Genomic DNA, 19,365 nt, shown 5'->3' on the forward strand with positions numbered 1-19,365 from the left:
GGTAGTTATTGATGAGTGAAATCAGACCGGTCGATGTCGGCACTCCTGCAGACCAGCAGTTGTTTGACAAGGCCCTGTTCGAGCAGCGCCTGCAAAACGGCGAGCCTGCCGTGCAGGTGTTCAAAGATGCCCTGAGCCATGCGCGCGAAGAACTTGATTCACGTTATCGTGCCGACGCTGACATCAGGGAACTGATTATCGGTCGCGCCTGGTTCATGGACCAGATCCTGCAACGGGCATGGGCCCAGTTCGACTGGATTAATGCCAGCCACCTGAGTTTGCTCGCGGTCGGCGGTTATGGCCGCGGCGAACTGCACCCGCACTCGGACATTGACCTGCTGTTCCTGATGCGCGACGACCAGGCTGCGGCGAATCGCAATGCGCTCAGTGGCTTCTTTGCTTTTCTGTGGGATATCAACCTTGAGATCGGTCAGAGTGTACGGACCATTGCACAATGCCGTGACGAAGCGGTCAAGGACATCACGGTAACCACCAGCCTGATGGAATCGCGGACCATTGTCGGGCCGGAACAGGATCCTGATAGTCTGCGGCAGGAAATGATTAGAGTCACACAGGCTGACGATGTATGGCCGGCGCGTGATTTTTTTACCGCCAAGCGCGACGAACAAATAGCCCGGCATGACAAGTATTACGATATCGATTACGCGCTCGAACCCAATGTGAAAACCTCGCCTGGCGGTCTCCGCGATATCCAGACTATCGGCTGGATCGCAAAGCGACACTATGATGCCAACAATCTGGCAGATCTGGTCAAATTGGGGTTCCTGCTGCCCTCGGAATTTGAGCAGTTGATCCGGGGTGAGAAACTGCTGTGGAAGTTGCGTTATGGTCTGCATCTTCTCGCCGGCCGCAAGGAAGATCGGTTGCTGTTTGACAAGCAGCGTGAACTTGCTGCCATGTTTGGCTATCAGGATGACGACAAAAGCCTGGCGGTGGAAAAACTGATGCAGGAGTACTATCGCGCTGTTGCGACCCTGCGTGAACTGAATGACATGCTGTTGCAATTATTTGACGAGGCTATTCTGCGCGCCGGAGAACATGTCGAAGTCACTGAAATCAATAACCGCTTCCAGGTTCGCAGTCGCTATATTGAGGTTCGTAACGGTGATGTATTCAAACGCTTCCCGTTTGCCCTGATGGAGATTTTTGTGCTGATGGCACAGAATCCGGAAATTAAGGGCGTGCGCGCCTCCACCATCCGGTTGATTCGGGAAAACAGATCCTTGATTGACGACCAGTTTCGTCATGACATACGCAACACGTCGTTGTTCATGGAGTTGCTGCGCTCGCCCCATGATCTCACCTCACAGCTGCGACGCATGGCACGTTACGGCGTGCTGGGCCGCTACCTGCCCGAGTTCGGCGCCATTACCGGCAAAATGCAACATGACCTGTTTCATATTTACACTGTCGATGCCCACACGCTGCAGGTGGTTGAAAATATGCGCCGCTTTCGCTTCCCGGAAGCGGAAGAAAATTTCCCGATCGCGGCCCATATCGTCAACAAGCTACCCAAAATCGAATTGCTCTACATCGCTGGTCTTTATCATGATATCGCCAAGGGCCGCGGCGGAGATCATTCGACGCTGGGCATGGAAGACGCCACCCTGTTCTGTCAACGCCATCATTTGAGCGCCTGGGATGCGAAACTGGTGTCCTGGCTGATTGGCAGACACCTGTTGATGTCGATGACTGCGCAGCGCAAGGATATTTCCGATCCGGAAGTGATTCACGATTTTGCTCTGCAAATGGGCGACAAACTGCACCTGGACTACCTGTACGCGCTCACGGTTGCAGACATCAACGCAACCAACCCGACATTGTGGAATGCATGGCGTGCCTCATTGTTGCGCCAATTGTATATGAACACCAAAAAAGCACTGCGACGCGGCCTGGAAAATCCGATTGATCGTGTGGACCGGATCAAGGATAAACAGGAAAGTGCGCTGGAAAAACTCCGTGCCAAGGGCATAGACGACGCTGATGTACTGGCAATCTGGGAGAATACCGACGATGAGTATTTTGTCCGTGAGTCGGCTGCCAATATTGTCTGGCATACCGAATCGATTGCCCGCCACAAGGCGTCCAGCGCAGCGGATGAAACCCTGGTACTGGTGCAGGATACAACCGATACATTGGCAGAGGGCGCGACCCATATCTTCATTTATACTGTGAACCGCAACCATCTGTTTGCCGGCAGTGCCGCTGCCATGGAGCAACTGGGCCTGAATATTCAGGACGCGCGAATTTTCACCTCAAGCAAAAATTATTGCATGAATACCTACTCGGTACTGGACGGTGACGGCACCTCTATCGGTGACAATCCGCGCCGAATCGAGGAAATCAAGAAGACGCTACGGAAATACCTGGCCGAACCGTCTGCACATCTTCGTGTTGCCAAAAAACGGGCATCGCGCAAACTGCAGCACTTTGGCCAACAGGTGGAAATGGACATTATCAATAAAGAAGGCCAGCCCTGGTCTACTCTGGAACTGAATTGTATTGATAAGCCCGGTATTCTCGCCGCCATCGGCAAGGTCTTTGCGGAACAGGACATTCAGCTGCTCAATGCGCGCATTGCCACGCTCGGCGAACGCGTGGAAGACCTGTTCTTTATTGCGGATGCCAATGATCAACCCATCACCGACCCGGCGCAGATAGAACGTTTGCAGCAGGCGCTGTCACAAGAACTGGCGGCCTGAAGTCATGATCACATTATATGGCATCAGCAATTGCGATACTGTGCGCAAATCCGGCAAGTGGCTGGACGCTCAGGGCATTGAGTGGACGTTGCATGACTATCGCAAGCATGGCCTTGATGATGCGCTCGCTGCTGACTTGCTGGCAGCATTCGGCGCCGAGCGCCTGATCAATAAACGTGGCACTACGTGGCGCCAGCTTGATGCCAGTGAGCAGCACAAAATTACCGATCCCGCCTCTGCCATCAAGTTGATGCAGACCTACCCTGCCCTGATTAAACGACCGATTGTCCATGCCCGCACGCATGGCTGGTTACTGGGCTATGACCAGTTGATGGTATTGTCCGGCTAACAGAGGCATAACCGTCAGCTCTGACCAGAATCAACAGATTATTCCAAGGAGACATTTTCATCCATGAAGACACCGCAACTGCACAGTTTTGGACTGGGTATCGCAACCACGGATGCCCGACAGGACATCATCGAAGTCTACTATCCCCAGCCGATCGTAGACCCAGCCCCGGACACCCTGTCGGCACTTATCCGCGCTTGCGGTTACAGTGGTGGCAATCAGTGCATCAAACTGACGCCGACACATCTGAAAGCATTGCAGGATACCGGTAAAGACAAAACAGACCCGGCTTTCTCCGCGATTGTAGATACCCTGGTCGGTAGCAAGCAGACAGTTGTTGCTACCTTTATTGCGGAAGATATCGCACCGACCAGCATCGCAGAAGTGTATCTTAAGCTGCAACTGCTCTCTCACCGCCTGGCCAGGCCGCACGGCCTGAACCTGCAGGGAGCGTTTGCTGTTCTGCGCAACATTGCCTGGACCAATCAGGGCGCCATCGCCTTGGAGGACCTGCCGGCGCGACAGTTGCTGGCCAGGGCACAGGGGCAATTGATTGATGTCATGTCAGTCGACAAATTCCCGAAGATGACCAACTATGTTGTACCAGCCGGGGTCCGGATCGCGGACACTGCCCGTGTCAGACTGGGTGCCTATGTGGGTGAAGGCACCACGGTGATGCATGAAGGGTTCATCAACTTTAATGCGGGCACCGAAGGCACCGCGATGATCGAAGGCCGTATATCGGCTGGTGTCATGATCGGTTCGGGCAGCGACCTGGGTGGCGGTTGTTCTACCATGGGCACACTGTCCGGTGGTGGCACGGCCATTATCTCAGTCGGCCGTGATTGCCTGATTGGCGCCAATGCGGGCATTGGAATCGCCCTGGGAGATCGCTGTATCGTGGAGGCCGGTTTGTATGTGACAGGCGGCACCAAAATCAGCCTCCTGGACAATGAAAACAATCTGGTCGAACTGATCAAGGCAAAGTCGCTGTCGGGCAGGAGCGATTTGTTGTTCCGCCGAAATTCCCAGACCGGCGCGGTCGAGTGCAAGAGCAATAAAACCCGAATCGCGCTCAATGAAGAGTTACACTCAAACAATTGAACAGCGCCCCATTCAATCACAAGAGCAAGTCCGCATGAACCAGAATCCGGAAAATCAGTCATTGTCCGCCACCGCGCAACTTGCTATCGAGCTGCTGCAGATTGCGTCGGTGACGCCTGATGATAAAGGCTGCAACCAGATGATGATGGATCGCCTAAACGCCATTGGCTTCAATAGCGAAGTTATGCGCTTTGGTGACGTCAACAATTTCTGGGCGCGTTTCGGCACCACCGGACCTGTCCTGTGTTTTGCCGGTCATACTGATGTGGTACCAACAGGTCCCGAGGAAAACTGGCAGTCCCCTCCGTTTACCCCAACTCTTCGCGACGGCATGTTATACGCACGTGGAGCCGCCGATATGAAAGGCAGCCTGGCCGCCATGGTTACTGCCTGCGAGCGCTTTCTGGCCCAATGCCAGAGCGATGGTACGACACCCAAAGGTTCGATTGCGTTCCTGATCACGGGCGACGAGGAAGGCGCTGCCATCAACGGTACCCGCAAAGTCATTGACACACTGCAGGCCAGAGAAGAGAGCATAACCTGGTGTATTGTCGGTGAACCGAGCAGCACGGAGACGCTCGGGGATGTGGTTAAAATTGGCCGTCGTGGATCGCTTCATGGTCTGTTGACTGTGCACGGCGTGCAAGGCCATGTTGCCTACCCGCATCTGGCCAGAAATCCGATTCACCAGGCCATGTTGCCGCTGGACGCTCTGGCCCGGGAAAGCTGGGATGACGGCAATGCCGCTTTTCCGCCGACCACGTTCCAGGTTTCAAATATCAGGTCCGGTACCGGTGCTGACAATGTCATTCCGGGTACGCTGACCGCAGCCTTCAATTTCCGGTTCTCAACCGAGCTCAGTGAAGACACTATAAGACAGCGAACAGAAGCCATTCTCGATGCTCACGGGCTTGACTACACGCTGGAATGGAAACTGTCAGGCCTGCCCTTTCTGACGCGCAGCGAACGCCTGATTCAGGCAGTCAAGGACAGTGTGTACGAGGTGAACGCGGTCAACACAGAAGCTTCCACCTCGGGTGGTACATCTGACGGTCGATTTATCGCTCCGACCGGTGCTGAGGTCGTGGAGCTGGGGCCTTGCAACGCCACCATTCACAAAATAGATGAACATGTGCGCCTGACTGATCTTGATGAGCTGTCTCTTATGTATCAGGGAGTCCTGCGTCGCCTGCTGCTCACTTGAGTGCGCTGCTGTTACCCACGTAAATATCGAAACGGCTGGTCTTGCCGGTCAGACTGGACGCCGGCTTAAGCCCGTCCAGCGGAACGGCAAGACGGGGGCGCTTGACCACAACTTTGGCGGCGAGGCCTAATGCGATCGTCAGCAATCCCTCGCCTGAACCTTCTGCGCCATGAAGTTGTTGCAGCAGAAATCTGTTCTTTTTTACTCGAGCGGTTTTTTCACGACCCGGAAACATGGGGTCAAGATAGATTACCGATGCCGGTTTCAGCTTGGGTAGCACATCGACACTGTCACCGGCCGTGCACAACTGCAGACGCCCCAGAATATCAGCAAGCATCTGCGCGCGCCGGGCAGCCGGGTCGCTGATCAGATGATTGTGTGTGGCCTCCGAAACCGCGTCACGGGCTCTTCGCAGACCGTCTTCAAGCAGGGCATGAATAATGGGGGACTGTTCAACCAGGCTGACTTGCCAGCCTGCTGCAGCCAGAATGAAAGCATCCTGACCGAGGCCGGCAGTGGCGTCAATCACATGTGGTACTGATGACGCGTCGGTTCGCGCCGGAACGCAACCACCAACCGCCTTGACAACGGCTTCCCGGGACAGTGCCTGCGCCAGCCTGAAGGTCAGTTTTGCATCACTGAAATCCACGCAAACGGACCCCGCTTCGCGGTCGCATGGGCGGTTCAGGGTCAGTTTGTCGTCGAGATAAGACAACATCAAGCCATCATGGTGATCTGCTGCGTCTACCAACGGCAATTGCAGTTGCTGAGCCAGCCGCTGGCTTTTAGCATCGCCATGTTGACTGTGGATCACCAGTTTGTGCATCAGGATTTCCGGTACGCCATATCTTCCTTGAGATAAACCGGAACGGCATCGTCGGCGCGATCTGTCAAACCCGCAGCCAACGCATACTCTCCAAGCGCACACAGCGTAGCGGCATTCGCTGCTCCGCTCACTAATGCCAATGCCTGATCGCCCTCGCCGGCATCCTGCAAGGTACGCTGCAGCCAACCATTGCCTGATCGGTAATGAGGGCATGACTGGTCGTGCTGGTCCCGCAGCAGGTTCAGGATTGATTTCGTGTCACTGATCTGATCTTCGATCAGTGCCCGGGGCTGAGACACCCCATCGTCCTGATAGCAGGCAAAATAGAATTCATCTTCGCGGGCATGCATACAGGTATAAAAGACACTTTCTGTACCCTCGCGCTGACCGCAAGCGCCAAAAGCGGCTCGGGCCTGCATCATCAGGGATGAAATCCGGATAATAGGAATGTCAGCGCCGAACGATAACCCCTGCGCTACCGCGCTGCCAATTCTTAAGCCGGTAAATGATCCCGGGCCACTCACCATGACAATGGCGTCGATCTGGCTCAACGACAAGTCCGACTCATCCAGTAAAGACTGAATCATCGGCAGTACCTCGGCAGCGTGCTTGCGCACAGCGGCGCTTTGGCGCTGGTTAATCGTGTTACCACTCGATAGGGCGACGGAGCAAATATCAGCAGCGGTATCGATAGCCAATAAGGTCGTCATGATGAAGGTTCATGTTGCAGTAACGAGCTGCGGTGAGGAAAGTTGGGCATATCCCGGTATCCGCAAATGGGGAGACAGCCGTTGTCGGGCTACAAAAAGCGTGTCGATCAGTTGATCGACACGCTTTTTACATGCCGATCAAGCCTGTGCTGGTGCCTTGGCGGCTGCAGGCTTGCGCTTGGCTGGTGCTTTTTTGGCGCCAGCTTTCTTGGCCGGTGCTTTCTTGGCAGTGGCTTTCTTCGGTGCTGCTTTTTTAGCGGCTGCTTTTTTGGCCGGTGCCTTTTTTACCGCAGCTTTTTTCGCTGTAGTCTTTTTGGCAGCGGTTTTCTTGGGTGCCGCTTTTTTAGGCGCCGCTTTCTTCGCAGTAGACTTGGCTTTAGCTTTCGACTTGGAAGCCGACGCTTTCGCTTTGGCAGCAGCGCGTTTGGCAGCAGCGCGTTCACGTGCTGCTTTGGCCTTGGCAGTTGCCTTGGCTTTGGCTGCAGCTTTACGGGCAGCGGTACGCTCACGAGCAGCCTTGGCTTTTGCCGCAGCTCTGGCTTTTATCGCTGCTTTTTTGGCTGCCGCACGGGCTTTGGCAGCGGCTTTCTGAGCGGCTGCGCGCTCCTTCGCTCGCTGCTTTTTAATGCGAGCCGCTTCTTTGGCTGCATCGGCTTTTTTGCGTTTCCTCATCCACTGAGTAGAGAAGGCCTTAACAGCTTTTTGCAGATCAGCATCAGCTTTGGCAGCCAGATCAGCTTTACGCTGCTCTTCAGCCTGTTTTCTGGCTTCAGCCGCTGCTTTGGCGCGTGCTGCAGCCGCTGCTGCTTTTGCCTGCGACTGGGCAGTTCTGAGTTTGGCATTAACGGCCGTCAGGTTGGCGGCGGCTTTCTTGGCAGCAACCTGGGCACTTGCCTTGGCTTTTTTGCTGGCAGCAGTTGCACTTTTGGAAGCTTTGGCAGCGGCTGCTTTGGCTTTCGCTTCAGCTGCGTCGAGCTTCTTCTTGTTTACGGCTACCTCTTTCTCTATTTTTGCCAGAGATGCTTGAGCTTTTGCCAGGCCAGCGTCTTTAATATTTTTGACCGCTGATGTGGCAGACGTCTTCTTTTTCGCTTTAACTTTGGCCATACTTTTATCTCTCCAAGACTGTGGAAAAAAACCACCTACGACTTTCAACGCAAAAATGCCCCACGTTTGAGCGGCACGATAACACAAAAAAATAATGCTATACAGTAATATGCATCAATTTCTAGTTATTATTTACTGGAATTGTCCTGTCAAAAAGCCGATCAGGCATTTAAAACTTCAGCCAGTTTATTGCGAATTTTCTGAACGTCTGCCTGGCCATCGATGCTGACCAATTTTACACCGGTGCCTTTTTCTTCCAGAGTTTTATAAAACTGGACCAGTGGTTGTGTTTGTTCGTGATACACAGCAAGCCGTTTGCGCACGGTTTCTTCTTTATCATCGTCGCGTTGAACGAGTGCTTCGCCGGTGACGTCATCAATGCCAGCTGCCTTTGGTGGTTGGTGTTCAATATGATAAACACGCCCGGAGCCAGGGTGAACTCGCCTGCCGCTCAGGCGGGCCACTATCTCTTCATCGGCGACGCGGATCTCTATAACACGGTCGATATCGATACCCGCATCAACCATAGCCTGCGCTTGCGGAATGGTTCGTGGGAAGCCATCAAACAAAAAACCATTTGCGCAATCGGGTTGGGTAATGCGCTCTTTAACAAGAGCAATGATGATCTCATCGGTTACCAGACCGCCACTGTTCATGACGTCCTCGACTTTTTTGCCAAGTGGCGTGCCGGCTTTCACCGCGGCACGCAACATATCACCGGTAGAAATTTGCGGGATACCAAGCTCTGTTGTAATGAATTGCGCCTGTGTTCCCTTTCCGGCGCCGGGCGCACCCAGTAAAATTATTCGCATAATGACTCCTGTTTCAAAATTCAAGTTAATAGCATGTCACTGATTGTTGGAATTTTCGGATTCTTTTGCTGCTTGCCAGTATCGGTCAAGAGTGGCAGCGCTGGTGCCTGCGACAGAACTTCCGGCCTGGCGGGCGCTGCTTTCGACATGGCGGAAACGGTGCTCAAAGCGTTGATTGGCCAAACGCAGGGCTGATTCAGGGTCCGTTTGTAAATGTCGAGCGAGATTAACACAAGTAAACAGTACATCACCTATTTCATGTTCCCGTGCCTGTATATCCTTGCTCGTGATGGCCTCCTGCAGTTCGCCAATCTCGTCCTGCAGACAGCTCAGCACCTGGCTGATCTCGTCCCAGTCAAACCCTACCGATGCAGCCCTTTTTTGCAGTTTGCCGGCACGTTCGATCGCCGGCAGCGTTCTGGGGACATCATCGAGCACACTCACGGGCCCGCTGCCGGATGCTGAAGCCTCGCGTTCGGCATTCTTGATCAGTTCCCAGTTGCGCTCGACCTCTTCTGCCGTCAGTGCTGACGGTTGTCCGAAGCTGGCGAGGTTGCCGTCAGGAAAAATATGGGGGTGGCGGTGAAGGAGCTTGTTAAAAATGGCGTTAGCGACCGCGCCGAGGTCGAACTGTCCCGATTCTTCTGCAATTCGTGCGTAGAAGACTACCTGAAACAGCAAATCTCCCAGTTCATCACATATTTTCTCCGGATCACCCTGCTCTACCGCGTCCATGACTTCATACACTTCTTCCAACGTGTGCCGGGTCAGGGATGACAGGGTTTGTTTGCGGTCCCAGGCACAACCATGAACGGGGTCACGCAAACAGGCCATCAAATGCACCAGCCGGGCAACGGAAGCGACCTGGCTATCGGCATTTTCGTTATGTTCAGTCACAGATTTTCATCCTCCAGTCGTCGGGCCTCAATTACACTTTCCAGGTCATTCAAGCGGTCAAGCGCTCGCGCCAGACTGTGGAATGATGGGATTTCTATTTCCAGTTGTATGGATGCGGTTGCTGCCTTTTTGTCGCTGCGGGTGTTAACGGCCAATACATAAACCGCCTCATTTGCCAGAATGGTAGTGACATCACGCAACAATCCGGCACGGTCGCGCGCGATTATCTGCACGTTGACACTCATCGGACTGTTGGGTAGCTGCTGACTTTCCGCCTGCTCATCGGTAAACAGATCCTGTCTTCCGGACAACAGGGATAATTGCTGAGCGGTATCGATAACTTCGTGAACTTCGATGGCACCGGTACCGATAGACACGAACAGGCCTTCTGCATTGCGACAGCCAAGCCGGCGCGAGACTTCTTCATAGGGCAAGTGCCGAATGGCCAGTCGATTCAGTTCTGTCTCCAGCCATTGCTTACCATAGGTGATATTGTGTTCGCGGTCCTGCGTTTTAAACCACTGCACCAGTTTGGCGCGTGCCCGTGGCGTATTGGCGTAGCCCAGATGCGGTTTTAACCAGTCACGACTGGGTTCGTTCAGCTCACTGGACATAATCTCGACACGATCGCCGGTCTTGAGTTGATAGTTCAGCGCGACAATTTTGTCGTTGACGCGAGCGCCTGAGCAATGGGTGCCAACCTGAGTATGGACATAATAGGCAAAATCGAGTGGCGTTGCTCCGGCCATGAGATCAACCACATGGCCTTCCGGTGTGAAAACATACACCCGGTTGTCGGCGCTGGCATCACTGCGCAACTGTTCTGCCAGGCCACCCACCATTCCCATTTCATCATGCCAGGCCAGCACCTGTCGCAGCCATTCGATTTTTTCGTCGAAGCCGTCGCGATAATCAGGGTCAACGATACCTTCTTTGTAACGCCAATGCGCACAAACGCCCAGTTCAGCATCATCATCCATGGCAAACGTTCGGATCTGAATTTCAAATACCTTGTTGTCCGGGCCAATTACAGCGGTATGCAAGGATTGGTAGCCGTTCTCTTTGGGGCTGGCGACATAGTCATCAAACTCGTTTGGTATCACTCGCCAAAGATTGTGTACGATCCCCAGTGCGGCATAACAGTCACGCACATCTGGTACCAGAACACGAACAGCGCGGATATCGAATATCTGCGAGAAATCAAGTTGCTTGCGCTGCATTTTGCGCCAGATGCTGTAAATGCTTTTGGCACGACCGTTGATCTCGGCATCAATGCCTGCGCGGCTGAACTGACGTCGCAGCTCCTCGGTCACTTCGGTAATGAAACGCTCGCGATCGACCCGGCGTTCATCGATCAGACCGGCGATACGCTTATAGTTTTCCGCCTGCAAATAGCGAAACGACAGGTCCTCCAGCTCCCACTTAAGCTGGCCAATGCCCAACCGGTGTGCCAACGGTGCGTAAATATCAAATACTTCACGGGCTACCCGCAAGCGTTTGACCGGGCTTGCGGTTTTGACTGAACGAATGGCACAGGTGCGTTCCGCCAGCTTGATCAGCGCAACGCGCACATCATCAACCATCGCCAACAGCATCTTGCGAACATTCTCCATTTGATCCTGGCTCTGGCCCAGGACCCGGGTCTTGCTGGTGTCGGTTTCATTGATTGCCGCCATGCGCAACACACCCTCCAGCAGTATCGCGATGTTGGGGCCGAAAGCGTCCTGTACCTGAGCCAGCGGCAATCTTGATTCGCGTACCGGGCGATAAAGCAAAGCCACAATAATCGCTTCGCTGTCCAGGTGAAGTTGCGCCAGGATTTCGGCCATTTCCAGGCCGGTGCGGTAGGCGCTGACTCCCGGAGACCAGGCATTTTTGGCCGCAATCGCAAGACTCTCAACCTGCCAGCTTAAATCGCAGGCACGTCGAAGATCGTCGTGCCGTGACAGGCTGACGTAACTCTCAAGGCGCGCCAGCCATTGTTCGAAATTGACGCTGCCATCTGAGTTGAAGGAGTATTCTTCGCGTACCTGGACCATAGCGTAACTTAAGTCTTGAGAGTGAAAAGCGCCATGGATTCTACATGGCCGGTGTGAGGAAACATATCCATAACCCCTGCACTGACCAACTCGTACCCCTGGCGCTGCAGTTCTGCAGAATCCCTGGCCAGAGTTGCCGGATTACAGGATACATAGACGATTTTTTGTGGCAGTAACTCACGGATACGGGTAACGATTTCGATAGCGCCGGAGCGAGGCGGATCCAACAGCAATTTGTTGTAACCCGGTTTGGCCCAGGTGGAACTGTCAAAGTCGGTGAACAGGTCGGCCGCGTAAAAACTGGCGTTGGCGATGTTGTTGCGTTCTGCATTCCTGGTGGCTCGTGTCACCATATCCTGACCGCCCTCCACACCGGTCACGCTATTACAGCGCAGGGCGATCGCCAGCGTGAAGTTGCCCAGACCACAGAAAAGATCCAGCACATTATCTTCCGCTTGCAGGTCCAGCAGATCCAGCGCCTGATCTATCATCTGCCGGTTGATGGCCGCATTGACCTGGGTAAAATCCCCGGGGCGAAACTCTATGGTAATGGGTGACTGTGGAGCCCCCGATCTGTCGGCAGGCTGCGGTAAGAAGTAATACAGCGACGTGTTGTCGTCGGCCGGCCAGAATTTTTTCACCGTGTCCGGCCCCCCCGATTGCAGAAACCATTCAATGCCATGCGTATCTGCAAATTCCTGCAGCCGTTTCAGGTCGGCGTCAGCCAATGGTGCCAGATGACGCAACACCAAAGCGACGCGCAATACCTCCGACATCTGCTCAGTGGCAACACAGTGGGTTTCGCCAACAGCCACTTCAATTTGTGGTATATCCCGGCAGGCATCAAGCGAGAGAATCAGGGCTCGCAGTGGGCTGATCAAATCCGCGACTGGTTTGACCAGTACCGAACAATGGTGCATATCAGTGATAAAGGTGTTGGCGGCTTCGCGAAAACCTACCAGTACATCAGCCTTTTTGTGCACATAACGAACGGCAAGACGCGCTTTGCGTCGATAGAACTCGGTATCACCGGTCATGGCTGGCAGTACCGCAAAATCGCTGATACCGCCCGTATGCTTAAGCTGGTCCGCGAGCACCTGTTGTTTAAGGTCGAGTTGTCCTGAGGGCGCCAGATGCTGCAACACGCAGCCGCCACAGATGGCAGCAACGGCACAGGGCGGCTGCACGCGCTGTGCAGAAGGCGTAACAATGTCCTGCACCTTCAGCTCGTCGTACTGGCTTCGTTGCGCCCGGTAAACAGCCGTTACCTCCTCACCGGGAAGCGCGCCATCAACAAAAACGATTTTACCGTCTATTTTGCCAACACCACGACCTTCATGGCTCAGACGTTCAATAGTCACGGATACAGCTTCAGCGGGCAGCTTTTGCCGCCGGCGTCGGGATTTAGTCATAAAATCAACTCAGGAAAATACACCGGTGGACAGGTAACGATCGCCGCGGTCACAAATGATCGCAACAATGACTGCGTTTTCGAGCTCCCGGCTTAGCTGCAAGGCACCAAATACCGAACCACCCGAGGAAACACCACAGAATATACCTTCTTCTTTTGCCAATGCTCGCATCGTGGTCTCAGCATCACTTTGCGCAATATCAATAACCCGATCAACTCTGGCAGGTTCAAAAATGCGTGGCAGATATTCTTGCGGCCAGCGTCGGATACCCGGGATTTTGGAACCATCGCGAGGTTGCAGACCGACAATGCTGATGTCGGGGTTTTTCTCTTTCAGGTAGCGCGATACGCCCATGATGGTGCCAGTCGTTCCCATAGAGGCGACAAAATGGGTGACCTTGCCATGCGTATCACGCCAGACTTCCGGTCCGGTCGTCAAATAGTGCGCCGCCGGATTGTCGGGGTTGGCAAACTGGTCTAGGATTTTTCCTTTGCCTTCACGACTCATGCTTGCAGCCAGGTCGCGGGCACCCTCCATGCCTTCATCATCGCTGACCAGCACCAGTTCGGCGCCGTACGCAGACATGGAGGCCTTGCGCTCCTGCGACATGGTTTCCGGCATGATCAGGATCATCCGGTAACCCTTGATCGCGGCAACCATGGCCAGGGCAATACCGGTATTGCCGCTGGTAGCTTCGATCAGCGTATCGCCGGGTTGGATATCACCGCGCAGCTCGGCCTGCAGAATCATGTTGAAAGCAGCGCGATCCTTCACTGAACCGGCAGGATTGTTGCCCTCAAGCTTGAGCAGAATGGTATTGCTGGTGTCCCCTGCCATGCGCTGCAGACGCACCAGCGGCGTGTTGCCGATCTGGCTGTCAACAGCCGGGTGGTCAATGAAAGGCTTGGTAGCGGTAGGTTCGTTTGTGGAATGACTCATGGACTCGTATATGTTGTGGCTGAAAGAGGCGCAATTTTACCCTTTATTGTTCTCCGGGGGTAGGATCACCCCTGTTCTGCCCTGTTCAGGTAGCCTGTCAGATATCGATCTCGCCGCAAACAACCGGCGACTGAGCAAGGGTTTGCTGCCCAGGTGGGGCTGCAGAGCCTGCCGCATGAGCCGTTTTGCCGCGCTTCGGCCATGATCTGCGCACTCCGTGTCGGCATCGCCGTTGCCAGACGCTGCGGCCGGTGTATTGTCGTCTCCGGTCGCCATGTCAGCAGCAAATCGACGTAATTCGTCACCCCGAAACAGGGCCGGCGGCCATTGGCCCGCGGGTGCCTGTACGCTTTCATAGCCGTGTTCGGGATTAAACAGATAACACTGATCTGCCTGCAGGGTCTCGCCGCTGACTGCGTCTACCGACAGATCCCAGGCATAACCGAGTTCCTGCAACAGCCTGAACTCGAATCGGCGCAGACATGCTTCCAGCGAGCCTCGCTGTTGCAAGCTGACCAGAGCCTGCTGATATACACGGTAAATTGCCGGATGAGCTTCCTGTGCGTGCAGCAGTCGCATCAGCAACTCATTCAGGTACATGGCACTGAACAGGTGGTCGCCGGCCAGACGAAAACCCGGCGCGGCATGCTCGACCTGGTTCAGATTAAGCAGTTCACCACGACCTGCCAGACTCACCAGTAATGGTTGAAACGGCTGCATCACCGTGCGTTTGCGTGAACTGCCGCCACGCACGCCACGCGCCACCGCGCGCAACAGGCCATAGTCAAGGCTCAACAGATCAACCAGCGCGCTGGTATCCCGATATGGACGCGTGTGCAATATGTACGCTGGTTGCAGATCGATGCGTTTCAATGCGACCGCCTGATAGTTTGAACTGTTGTGCTGATTGCCACTGCGCCAGGCATGATGGTCACGTGTGTCAATTAAGGCTTTGCAATGCCCGTTCGTCATCAGCCCAGCCTGACTTGACCTTGACCCAAAGATTCAGCATCACCTTGCTGTCGAATGCTGTTTCCATATCCAGACGTGCGGCAGTGCCAATGGTCTTCAGACGCTCTCCGTGGTGGCCGATGATGATCTGTTTCTGTCCTGCCTTGTCTACCAGGATAAGACCATGGATGTGCAAAACGTTGCCTTCCTGAACGAATTTCTCAATTTCCACCGTGACCTCGTACGGCAGCTCATCACCCAGTTGCCGGGTGATTTTTTCACGGATCAGTTCTGCGGCAAGAAAACGTGAACTTCTGTCGGTCACCTGATCCTCGGGGAACATGAAGGGACCTTCGGGCAGATATTTTGCGACACAGTTTTCAACCGTGTTCATATTATGTCCTGTCAGCACCGCCAGCGGGATGACCTCGGCAAATTGTCGTTTCGCGGCGAGCTGCTGTATATGTGGCAGCAAGCGTTCACGGTTGTCTATCTGATCGCATTTATTGATCAGCAATAGTACCGGCACTTTCACATGTTCAAGTGCCTGCAAAACCATTTCGTCTTCTTCATTAAATGTCAGCCGTTCCACCATAAACAGGACAACATCCACGTCCTTGAGTACCTCGGTGACAGTAGCATTCATGGCCCGATTCAGCGCCTTTTTCTGATTTTTGTGCAGCCCCGGGGTATCCACATAAACAAACTGGGTATCACCATCGGTTTTGATGCCGGTAATGCGGTGGCGTGTGGTTTGTGGTTTGCGGGAGGTTATACTGATCTTCTGTTCCAGCAAATGATTCAGTAAGGTCGACTTGCCCACATTGGGGCGCCCGACAATTGCAATAAACCCGCACCGGGTTGCTTCGTGATCAGCCATTGTCAGCCCTTATCCTTCATTTGTGAGTTTTGCAGTAGCACCAGCGCCTGCCGGGCTGCCTGTTGTTCTGCGAGACGGCGCGAACGGCCGATACCTTTGGTTTTCCGGTCAAGCAGCGCAATGCTGCATGACACCTCAAACTCCTGTTCGTGCTCTTCGCCCCGGACTGCCACGACCTGGTAATCAGGCAGTGCCAGTGCTCCTGCCTGCAACAGCTCCTGGAGTCGTGTCTTAGGGTCCTTGCTGGCGCCATCGGCCGGATCATGTTGCATTCGATCCTGCATGAGGCTGAGGATGCATCGGCGGCAGGCATCGGCTCCACCGTCCAGGTACACAGCGCCCAGCAGTGCTTCCATGGCATCACACAGAATAGAGTCCCGGCGCTGCCCGCCACTTTTACGTTCGCCCTGCCCCAGCACCAGCAAGTCACCCAATGCCAGGTTGCGCGCGAGTTCGGACAGCGTTTCGCGATTGACCAATGCCGCCCGGAGTTGGCTGAGGTCGCCTTCGGGCGCGTCGGGATATAATTGATACAGGGCTTCGGCTACCACGAAGCCGAGAACGGCATCGCCAAGAAATTCCAACCGCTGATTGTGATTTTTCTCGGCGCTGCGATGCGTCAGGGCAAGGATGAGCAAATCCCGGTTATTGAAGTCATGGCCCAGCCTGGTCTGGAGCTCGTCTAATGCCTGATTCGAGATTCGCATGTTCCCCACCGTGCTATCAGGTTTGACAACAGCATTGGTGTCGCTGGTCAGTGAATGCGCTGATTGCGACTAAAAGTCGGCAGATTCAAACCGGGTTCTTTATGCATCCAGATGGCAAATGCCTTGCCAACAATGTTCTCTTCCGGGACCGGACCCCAAACACGACTGTCAGCGCTATTATCCCGGTTGTCACCCATCATGAAGTAATGCCCGGGAGGTACCACCCAACTCGTTCTGCCACGATTGCGGCCGTCCTGCGCAATGATCTGAGCCTGGTGCGGGACATCGCCCAGCGTCTCATTGAACAATACGCCCGGACGCATGCCGCCGGCAGTTTCTATCGCCACTTCGTCAACGATATCGATATCAACGACGTCACCGTTGACCCGAAGAATCTTGTTCTCATAATCAATGGTATCGCCCGGCAACCCGATCACGCGCTTGATAAAATAGGATTCATCGTGGGGTGGAATGAATACCATGACTTCACCACGCTTGGGCTCGTTGTTGGCAACGATTTTGGTGCCGACGACCGGCAGTCGCAAGCCATAGTGATACTTATTGACCAGAATAAAGTCGCCCACTTCCAGCGTGGGAATCATTGACCCGGAGGGAATCTGGAATGGCTCAACCAAAAATGAGCGCAGCATCAGAACAATCAGCAGAACCGGGAAAAAGGATTTGGCGTACTCAACAACAACCGGTTCCTCGGTTTTATTGGCCTGTTTGCGCGCCCCGGCAAACAGCAGAGCATCAAGAAGCCAGATAAAGCCGCAGATGGCGACAAGTACTACCAGAACCAGCGAGAAATCGATATCCATTACCTGTCCACCTTCAACTGTCTACCTTCAATACTGCGAGGAAAGCTTCCTGTGGTACTTCCACGTTACCCACCTGTTTCATTCGCTTTTTACCGGCTTTCTGTTTCTCCAGCAGTTTTTTCTTGCGGGTGATATCGCCGCCGTAACATTTCGCAGTCACATTCTTGCGCAGGGCCTTGACTGTCTGACGTGCCACAATCTGGCCGCCAATGGCCGCCTGTATGGCCACATCAAACATTTGCCGTGGTATCAATTCTTTCATTTTTTCTACCAGCGAGCGACCCTTGCTTTGCGCCTGGTCGCGGTGCACGATCAGCGCCAGCGCATCTACCCTGTCGCCGTTGATCAACACATCCAGGCGCACCAGGCTGGCAGTCTGAAAACGGATAAAGTGATAATCCAGGGAGGCGTAACCCCGGCTGGCTGACTTCAGTTTATCAAAGAAGTCCATGACCACTTCCGCCATTGGCAATTCATAACTCAGTGACACCTGATTGCCGATAAACTGCATGTCGCGCTGCACGCCACGACGCGCAACACACAGATTGATGATATTCCCCAGATATTCCTGCGGTACCAGCATACTGGCCAGCACAATCGGCTCACGGGTTTCCACAATGGATGCCACCGGCGGCAATGACGAAGGGCTTTCAACACGCACCACCTCGTCATTGCGCATCACCACTTCATACACCACCGTTGGTGCAGTGGTAATCAGGTCGATATCGTATTCTCGCTCCAGTCGCTCCTGGATAATTTCCATGTGCAGCATGCCCAGGAAACCACAGCGAAAACCAAAACCCAGTGCGTCAGAACTTTCCGGCTCATAGAACAGCGACGCATCATTCAGCGTCAGTTTGGCCAGAGCGTCGCGGAAGTCTTCGAAGTCATCGGCTGACACCGGATACAGCCCGGCGTAGACCTGCGGCTGAATACGACGAAAACCCGGCAACATGGGGGCATCAGGCGTCGACGCATGGGTAATCGTGTCGCCGACAGGTGCACCCTGAATCTCTTTGATGCCGGCAATGATGTAACCCACCTCACCTGCCTGCAGCATGGGCATGTCATGGCGCTTGGGATCGAAATAGCCAACGTGGTCAACCAGATGCGCCTTGCCGATAGTCTTGGTGATGATTTTATCACCTTTCTTCAAGGTACCCTGCTTGACGCGAACCAGTGACACAACACCCAGGTAGTTGTCGAACCAGGAATCGATAATCAGGGCCTGCAGCGGGGCATCGCGATCGCCCACGGGCGCCGGCACCAGGCGAATCAGCTCTTCCAGAATATCGGTGATGCCCATACCGGTTTTCGCACTTGCGCTGACTGCAGCAGAAGCGTCGATGCCGATGATCTCTTCAATTTCCTTACGAACCTTGTCCGGATCAGCCTGTGGCAGATCCATCTTGTTGAGTACCGGGATGACTTCGAGACCCTGTTCGATGGCGGTGTAGCAGGTTGCGACAGACTGTGCCTCGACGCCCTGCCCGGCATCCACTACCAACAGCGCACCTTCGCAGGCGGCGAGTGAGCGTGATACCTCATAGGAAAAATCGACGTGGCCGGGTGTATCAATAAAGTTCAGTTGATAGCGCTGTCCGTCTTTGGCTTCGTAGAACAGTGTGACGCTCTGCGCCTTGATGGTAATACCACGCTCACGTTCGATATCGAGTGAGTCCAGCACCTGTGCGGCCATCTCACGCTGAGTCAGACCACCGCAATGTTGGATGAAGCGGTCTGCCAGGGTGGATTTGCCGTGGTCAATGTGCGCGATAATGGAAAAATTGCGGATGCGGCTTAAATCAGTCACGTAAGAGAATCACCAGTCAATCGAGAGGCGCCAAGTCTACATGATCTGCCATGCGCTGTCAGGAGATTTCG

Annotated in this window: 17 protein-coding genes; 4 read left to right on the plus strand and 13 right to left on the minus strand. The window is 54.3% G+C overall.

Features of this window, described 5'->3' with window-relative positions; genetic code table 11:
• The first annotated feature begins 11 nt into the window (after positions 1–11).
• The 4 genes from ENH71_RS12340 (at position 12) to dapE (ending at position 5,380) form a co-directional block, all read left to right on the plus strand.
• On the plus strand, positions 12–2,723 hold the full coding sequence (locus ENH71_RS12340; protein WP_294129803.1) for a [protein-PII] uridylyltransferase: 2,712 nt from the start codon (positions 12–14) through the stop codon (positions 2,721–2,723).
• Between the two features lie 4 nt (positions 2,724–2,727).
• Entirely contained in the window at positions 2,728–3,072 is a 345-nt protein-coding gene (locus ENH71_RS12345; RefSeq protein WP_294129800.1) for an ArsC family reductase, read from the plus strand.
• A gap of 63 nt (positions 3,073–3,135) precedes the next feature.
• Entirely contained in the window at positions 3,136–4,176 is a 1,041-nt protein-coding gene (gene dapD, locus ENH71_RS12350; protein WP_294129798.1) for a 2,3,4,5-tetrahydropyridine-2,6-dicarboxylate N-succinyltransferase, read from the plus strand.
• Positions 4,177–4,210: 34 nt separating this feature from the next.
• The gene (gene dapE, locus ENH71_RS12355) at positions 4,211–5,380 is read left to right on the plus strand and encodes a succinyl-diaminopimelate desuccinylase (RefSeq protein WP_294129796.1); all 1,170 of its coding nucleotides are present in this window, start codon (positions 4,211–4,213) and stop codon (positions 5,378–5,380) included.
• Here dapE and ENH71_RS12360 read toward each other — a convergent pair.
• From ENH71_RS12360 to lepA, 13 genes are all read right to left on the minus strand, one after another.
• Positions 5,373–6,206 (minus strand): class I SAM-dependent methyltransferase, encoded by an 834-nt coding sequence (locus tag ENH71_RS12360; protein WP_294129794.1) that lies wholly within the window; start codon positions 6,204–6,206, stop codon positions 5,373–5,375. The two genes, dapE and ENH71_RS12360, sit on opposite strands and share 8 nt — an antisense overlap.
• Positions 6,206–6,916 carry a tRNA (adenosine(37)-N6)-threonylcarbamoyltransferase complex dimerization subunit type 1 TsaB gene (gene tsaB / locus ENH71_RS12365; protein ID WP_294129791.1) on the minus strand — a complete coding sequence of 237 codons (711 nt, stop codon included), beginning with the start codon at positions 6,914–6,916 and terminating at the stop codon, positions 6,206–6,208. The genes ENH71_RS12360 and tsaB overlap by 1 nt, the downstream gene beginning before the upstream one ends.
• A 138-nt stretch (positions 6,917–7,054) precedes the next feature.
• Positions 7,055–8,023 (minus strand): hypothetical protein, encoded by a 969-nt coding sequence (locus tag ENH71_RS12370; protein WP_294137848.1) that lies wholly within the window; start codon positions 8,021–8,023, stop codon positions 7,055–7,057.
• Between the two features lie 161 nt (positions 8,024–8,184).
• Positions 8,185–8,835 carry an adenylate kinase gene (gene adk / locus ENH71_RS12375; RefSeq protein WP_294129786.1) on the minus strand — a complete coding sequence of 217 codons (651 nt, stop codon included), beginning with the start codon at positions 8,833–8,835 and terminating at the stop codon, positions 8,185–8,187.
• A 36-nt stretch (positions 8,836–8,871) separates the two neighbouring features.
• Positions 8,872–9,732 (minus strand): nucleoside triphosphate pyrophosphohydrolase, encoded by an 861-nt coding sequence (gene mazG, locus ENH71_RS12380; protein WP_294129784.1) that lies wholly within the window; start codon positions 9,730–9,732, stop codon positions 8,872–8,874.
• Positions 9,729–11,771 (minus strand): RelA/SpoT family protein, encoded by a 2,043-nt coding sequence (locus ENH71_RS12385; protein WP_294129782.1) that lies wholly within the window; start codon positions 11,769–11,771, stop codon positions 9,729–9,731. The genes mazG and ENH71_RS12385 overlap by 4 nt, the downstream gene beginning before the upstream one ends.
• Positions 11,772–11,779: 8 nt before the next feature.
• Positions 11,780–13,183, minus strand: a complete 1,404-nt coding sequence (rlmD, locus tag ENH71_RS12390) for a 23S rRNA (uracil(1939)-C(5))-methyltransferase RlmD (protein WP_294129780.1) — start codon at positions 13,181–13,183, stop codon at positions 11,780–11,782.
• A 9-nt stretch (positions 13,184–13,192) separates the two neighbouring features.
• Positions 13,193–14,122, minus strand: coding sequence for a cysteine synthase CysM (gene cysM / locus ENH71_RS12395; protein ID WP_294129778.1), 930 nt, complete (start codon positions 14,120–14,122; stop codon positions 13,193–13,195).
• Positions 14,123–14,158: 36 nt separating this feature from the next.
• Complete coding sequence (recO, locus tag ENH71_RS12400) at positions 14,159–15,094, minus strand: DNA repair protein RecO (protein ID WP_294129776.1); 936 nt, start codon at positions 15,092–15,094, stop codon at positions 14,159–14,161.
• The gene (gene era, locus ENH71_RS12405; RefSeq protein WP_294129774.1) at positions 15,063–15,953 is read right to left on the minus strand and encodes a GTPase Era; all 891 of its coding nucleotides are present in this window, start codon (positions 15,951–15,953) and stop codon (positions 15,063–15,065) included. Before era ends, recO begins: the two co-directional genes overlap by 32 nt.
• Before the next feature lie 2 nt (positions 15,954–15,955).
• Positions 15,956–16,660, minus strand: coding sequence for a ribonuclease III (rnc, locus tag ENH71_RS12410; protein ID WP_294129772.1), 705 nt, complete (start codon positions 16,658–16,660; stop codon positions 15,956–15,958).
• A gap of 47 nt (positions 16,661–16,707) precedes the next feature.
• The gene (gene lepB, locus ENH71_RS12415; protein ID WP_294129770.1) at positions 16,708–17,481 is read right to left on the minus strand and encodes a signal peptidase I; all 774 of its coding nucleotides are present in this window, start codon (positions 17,479–17,481) and stop codon (positions 16,708–16,710) included.
• A gap of 13 nt (positions 17,482–17,494) precedes the next feature.
• On the minus strand, positions 17,495–19,294 hold the full coding sequence (lepA, locus tag ENH71_RS12420; RefSeq protein ID WP_294129768.1) for a translation elongation factor 4: 1,800 nt from the start codon (positions 19,292–19,294) through the stop codon (positions 17,495–17,497).
• Positions 19,295–19,365: the final 71 nt, after the last annotated feature.

This window comes from Pseudohongiella sp., assembly GCF_011050365.1.
Classification (GTDB): domain Bacteria; phylum Pseudomonadota; class Gammaproteobacteria; order Pseudomonadales; family Pseudohongiellaceae; genus Pseudohongiella.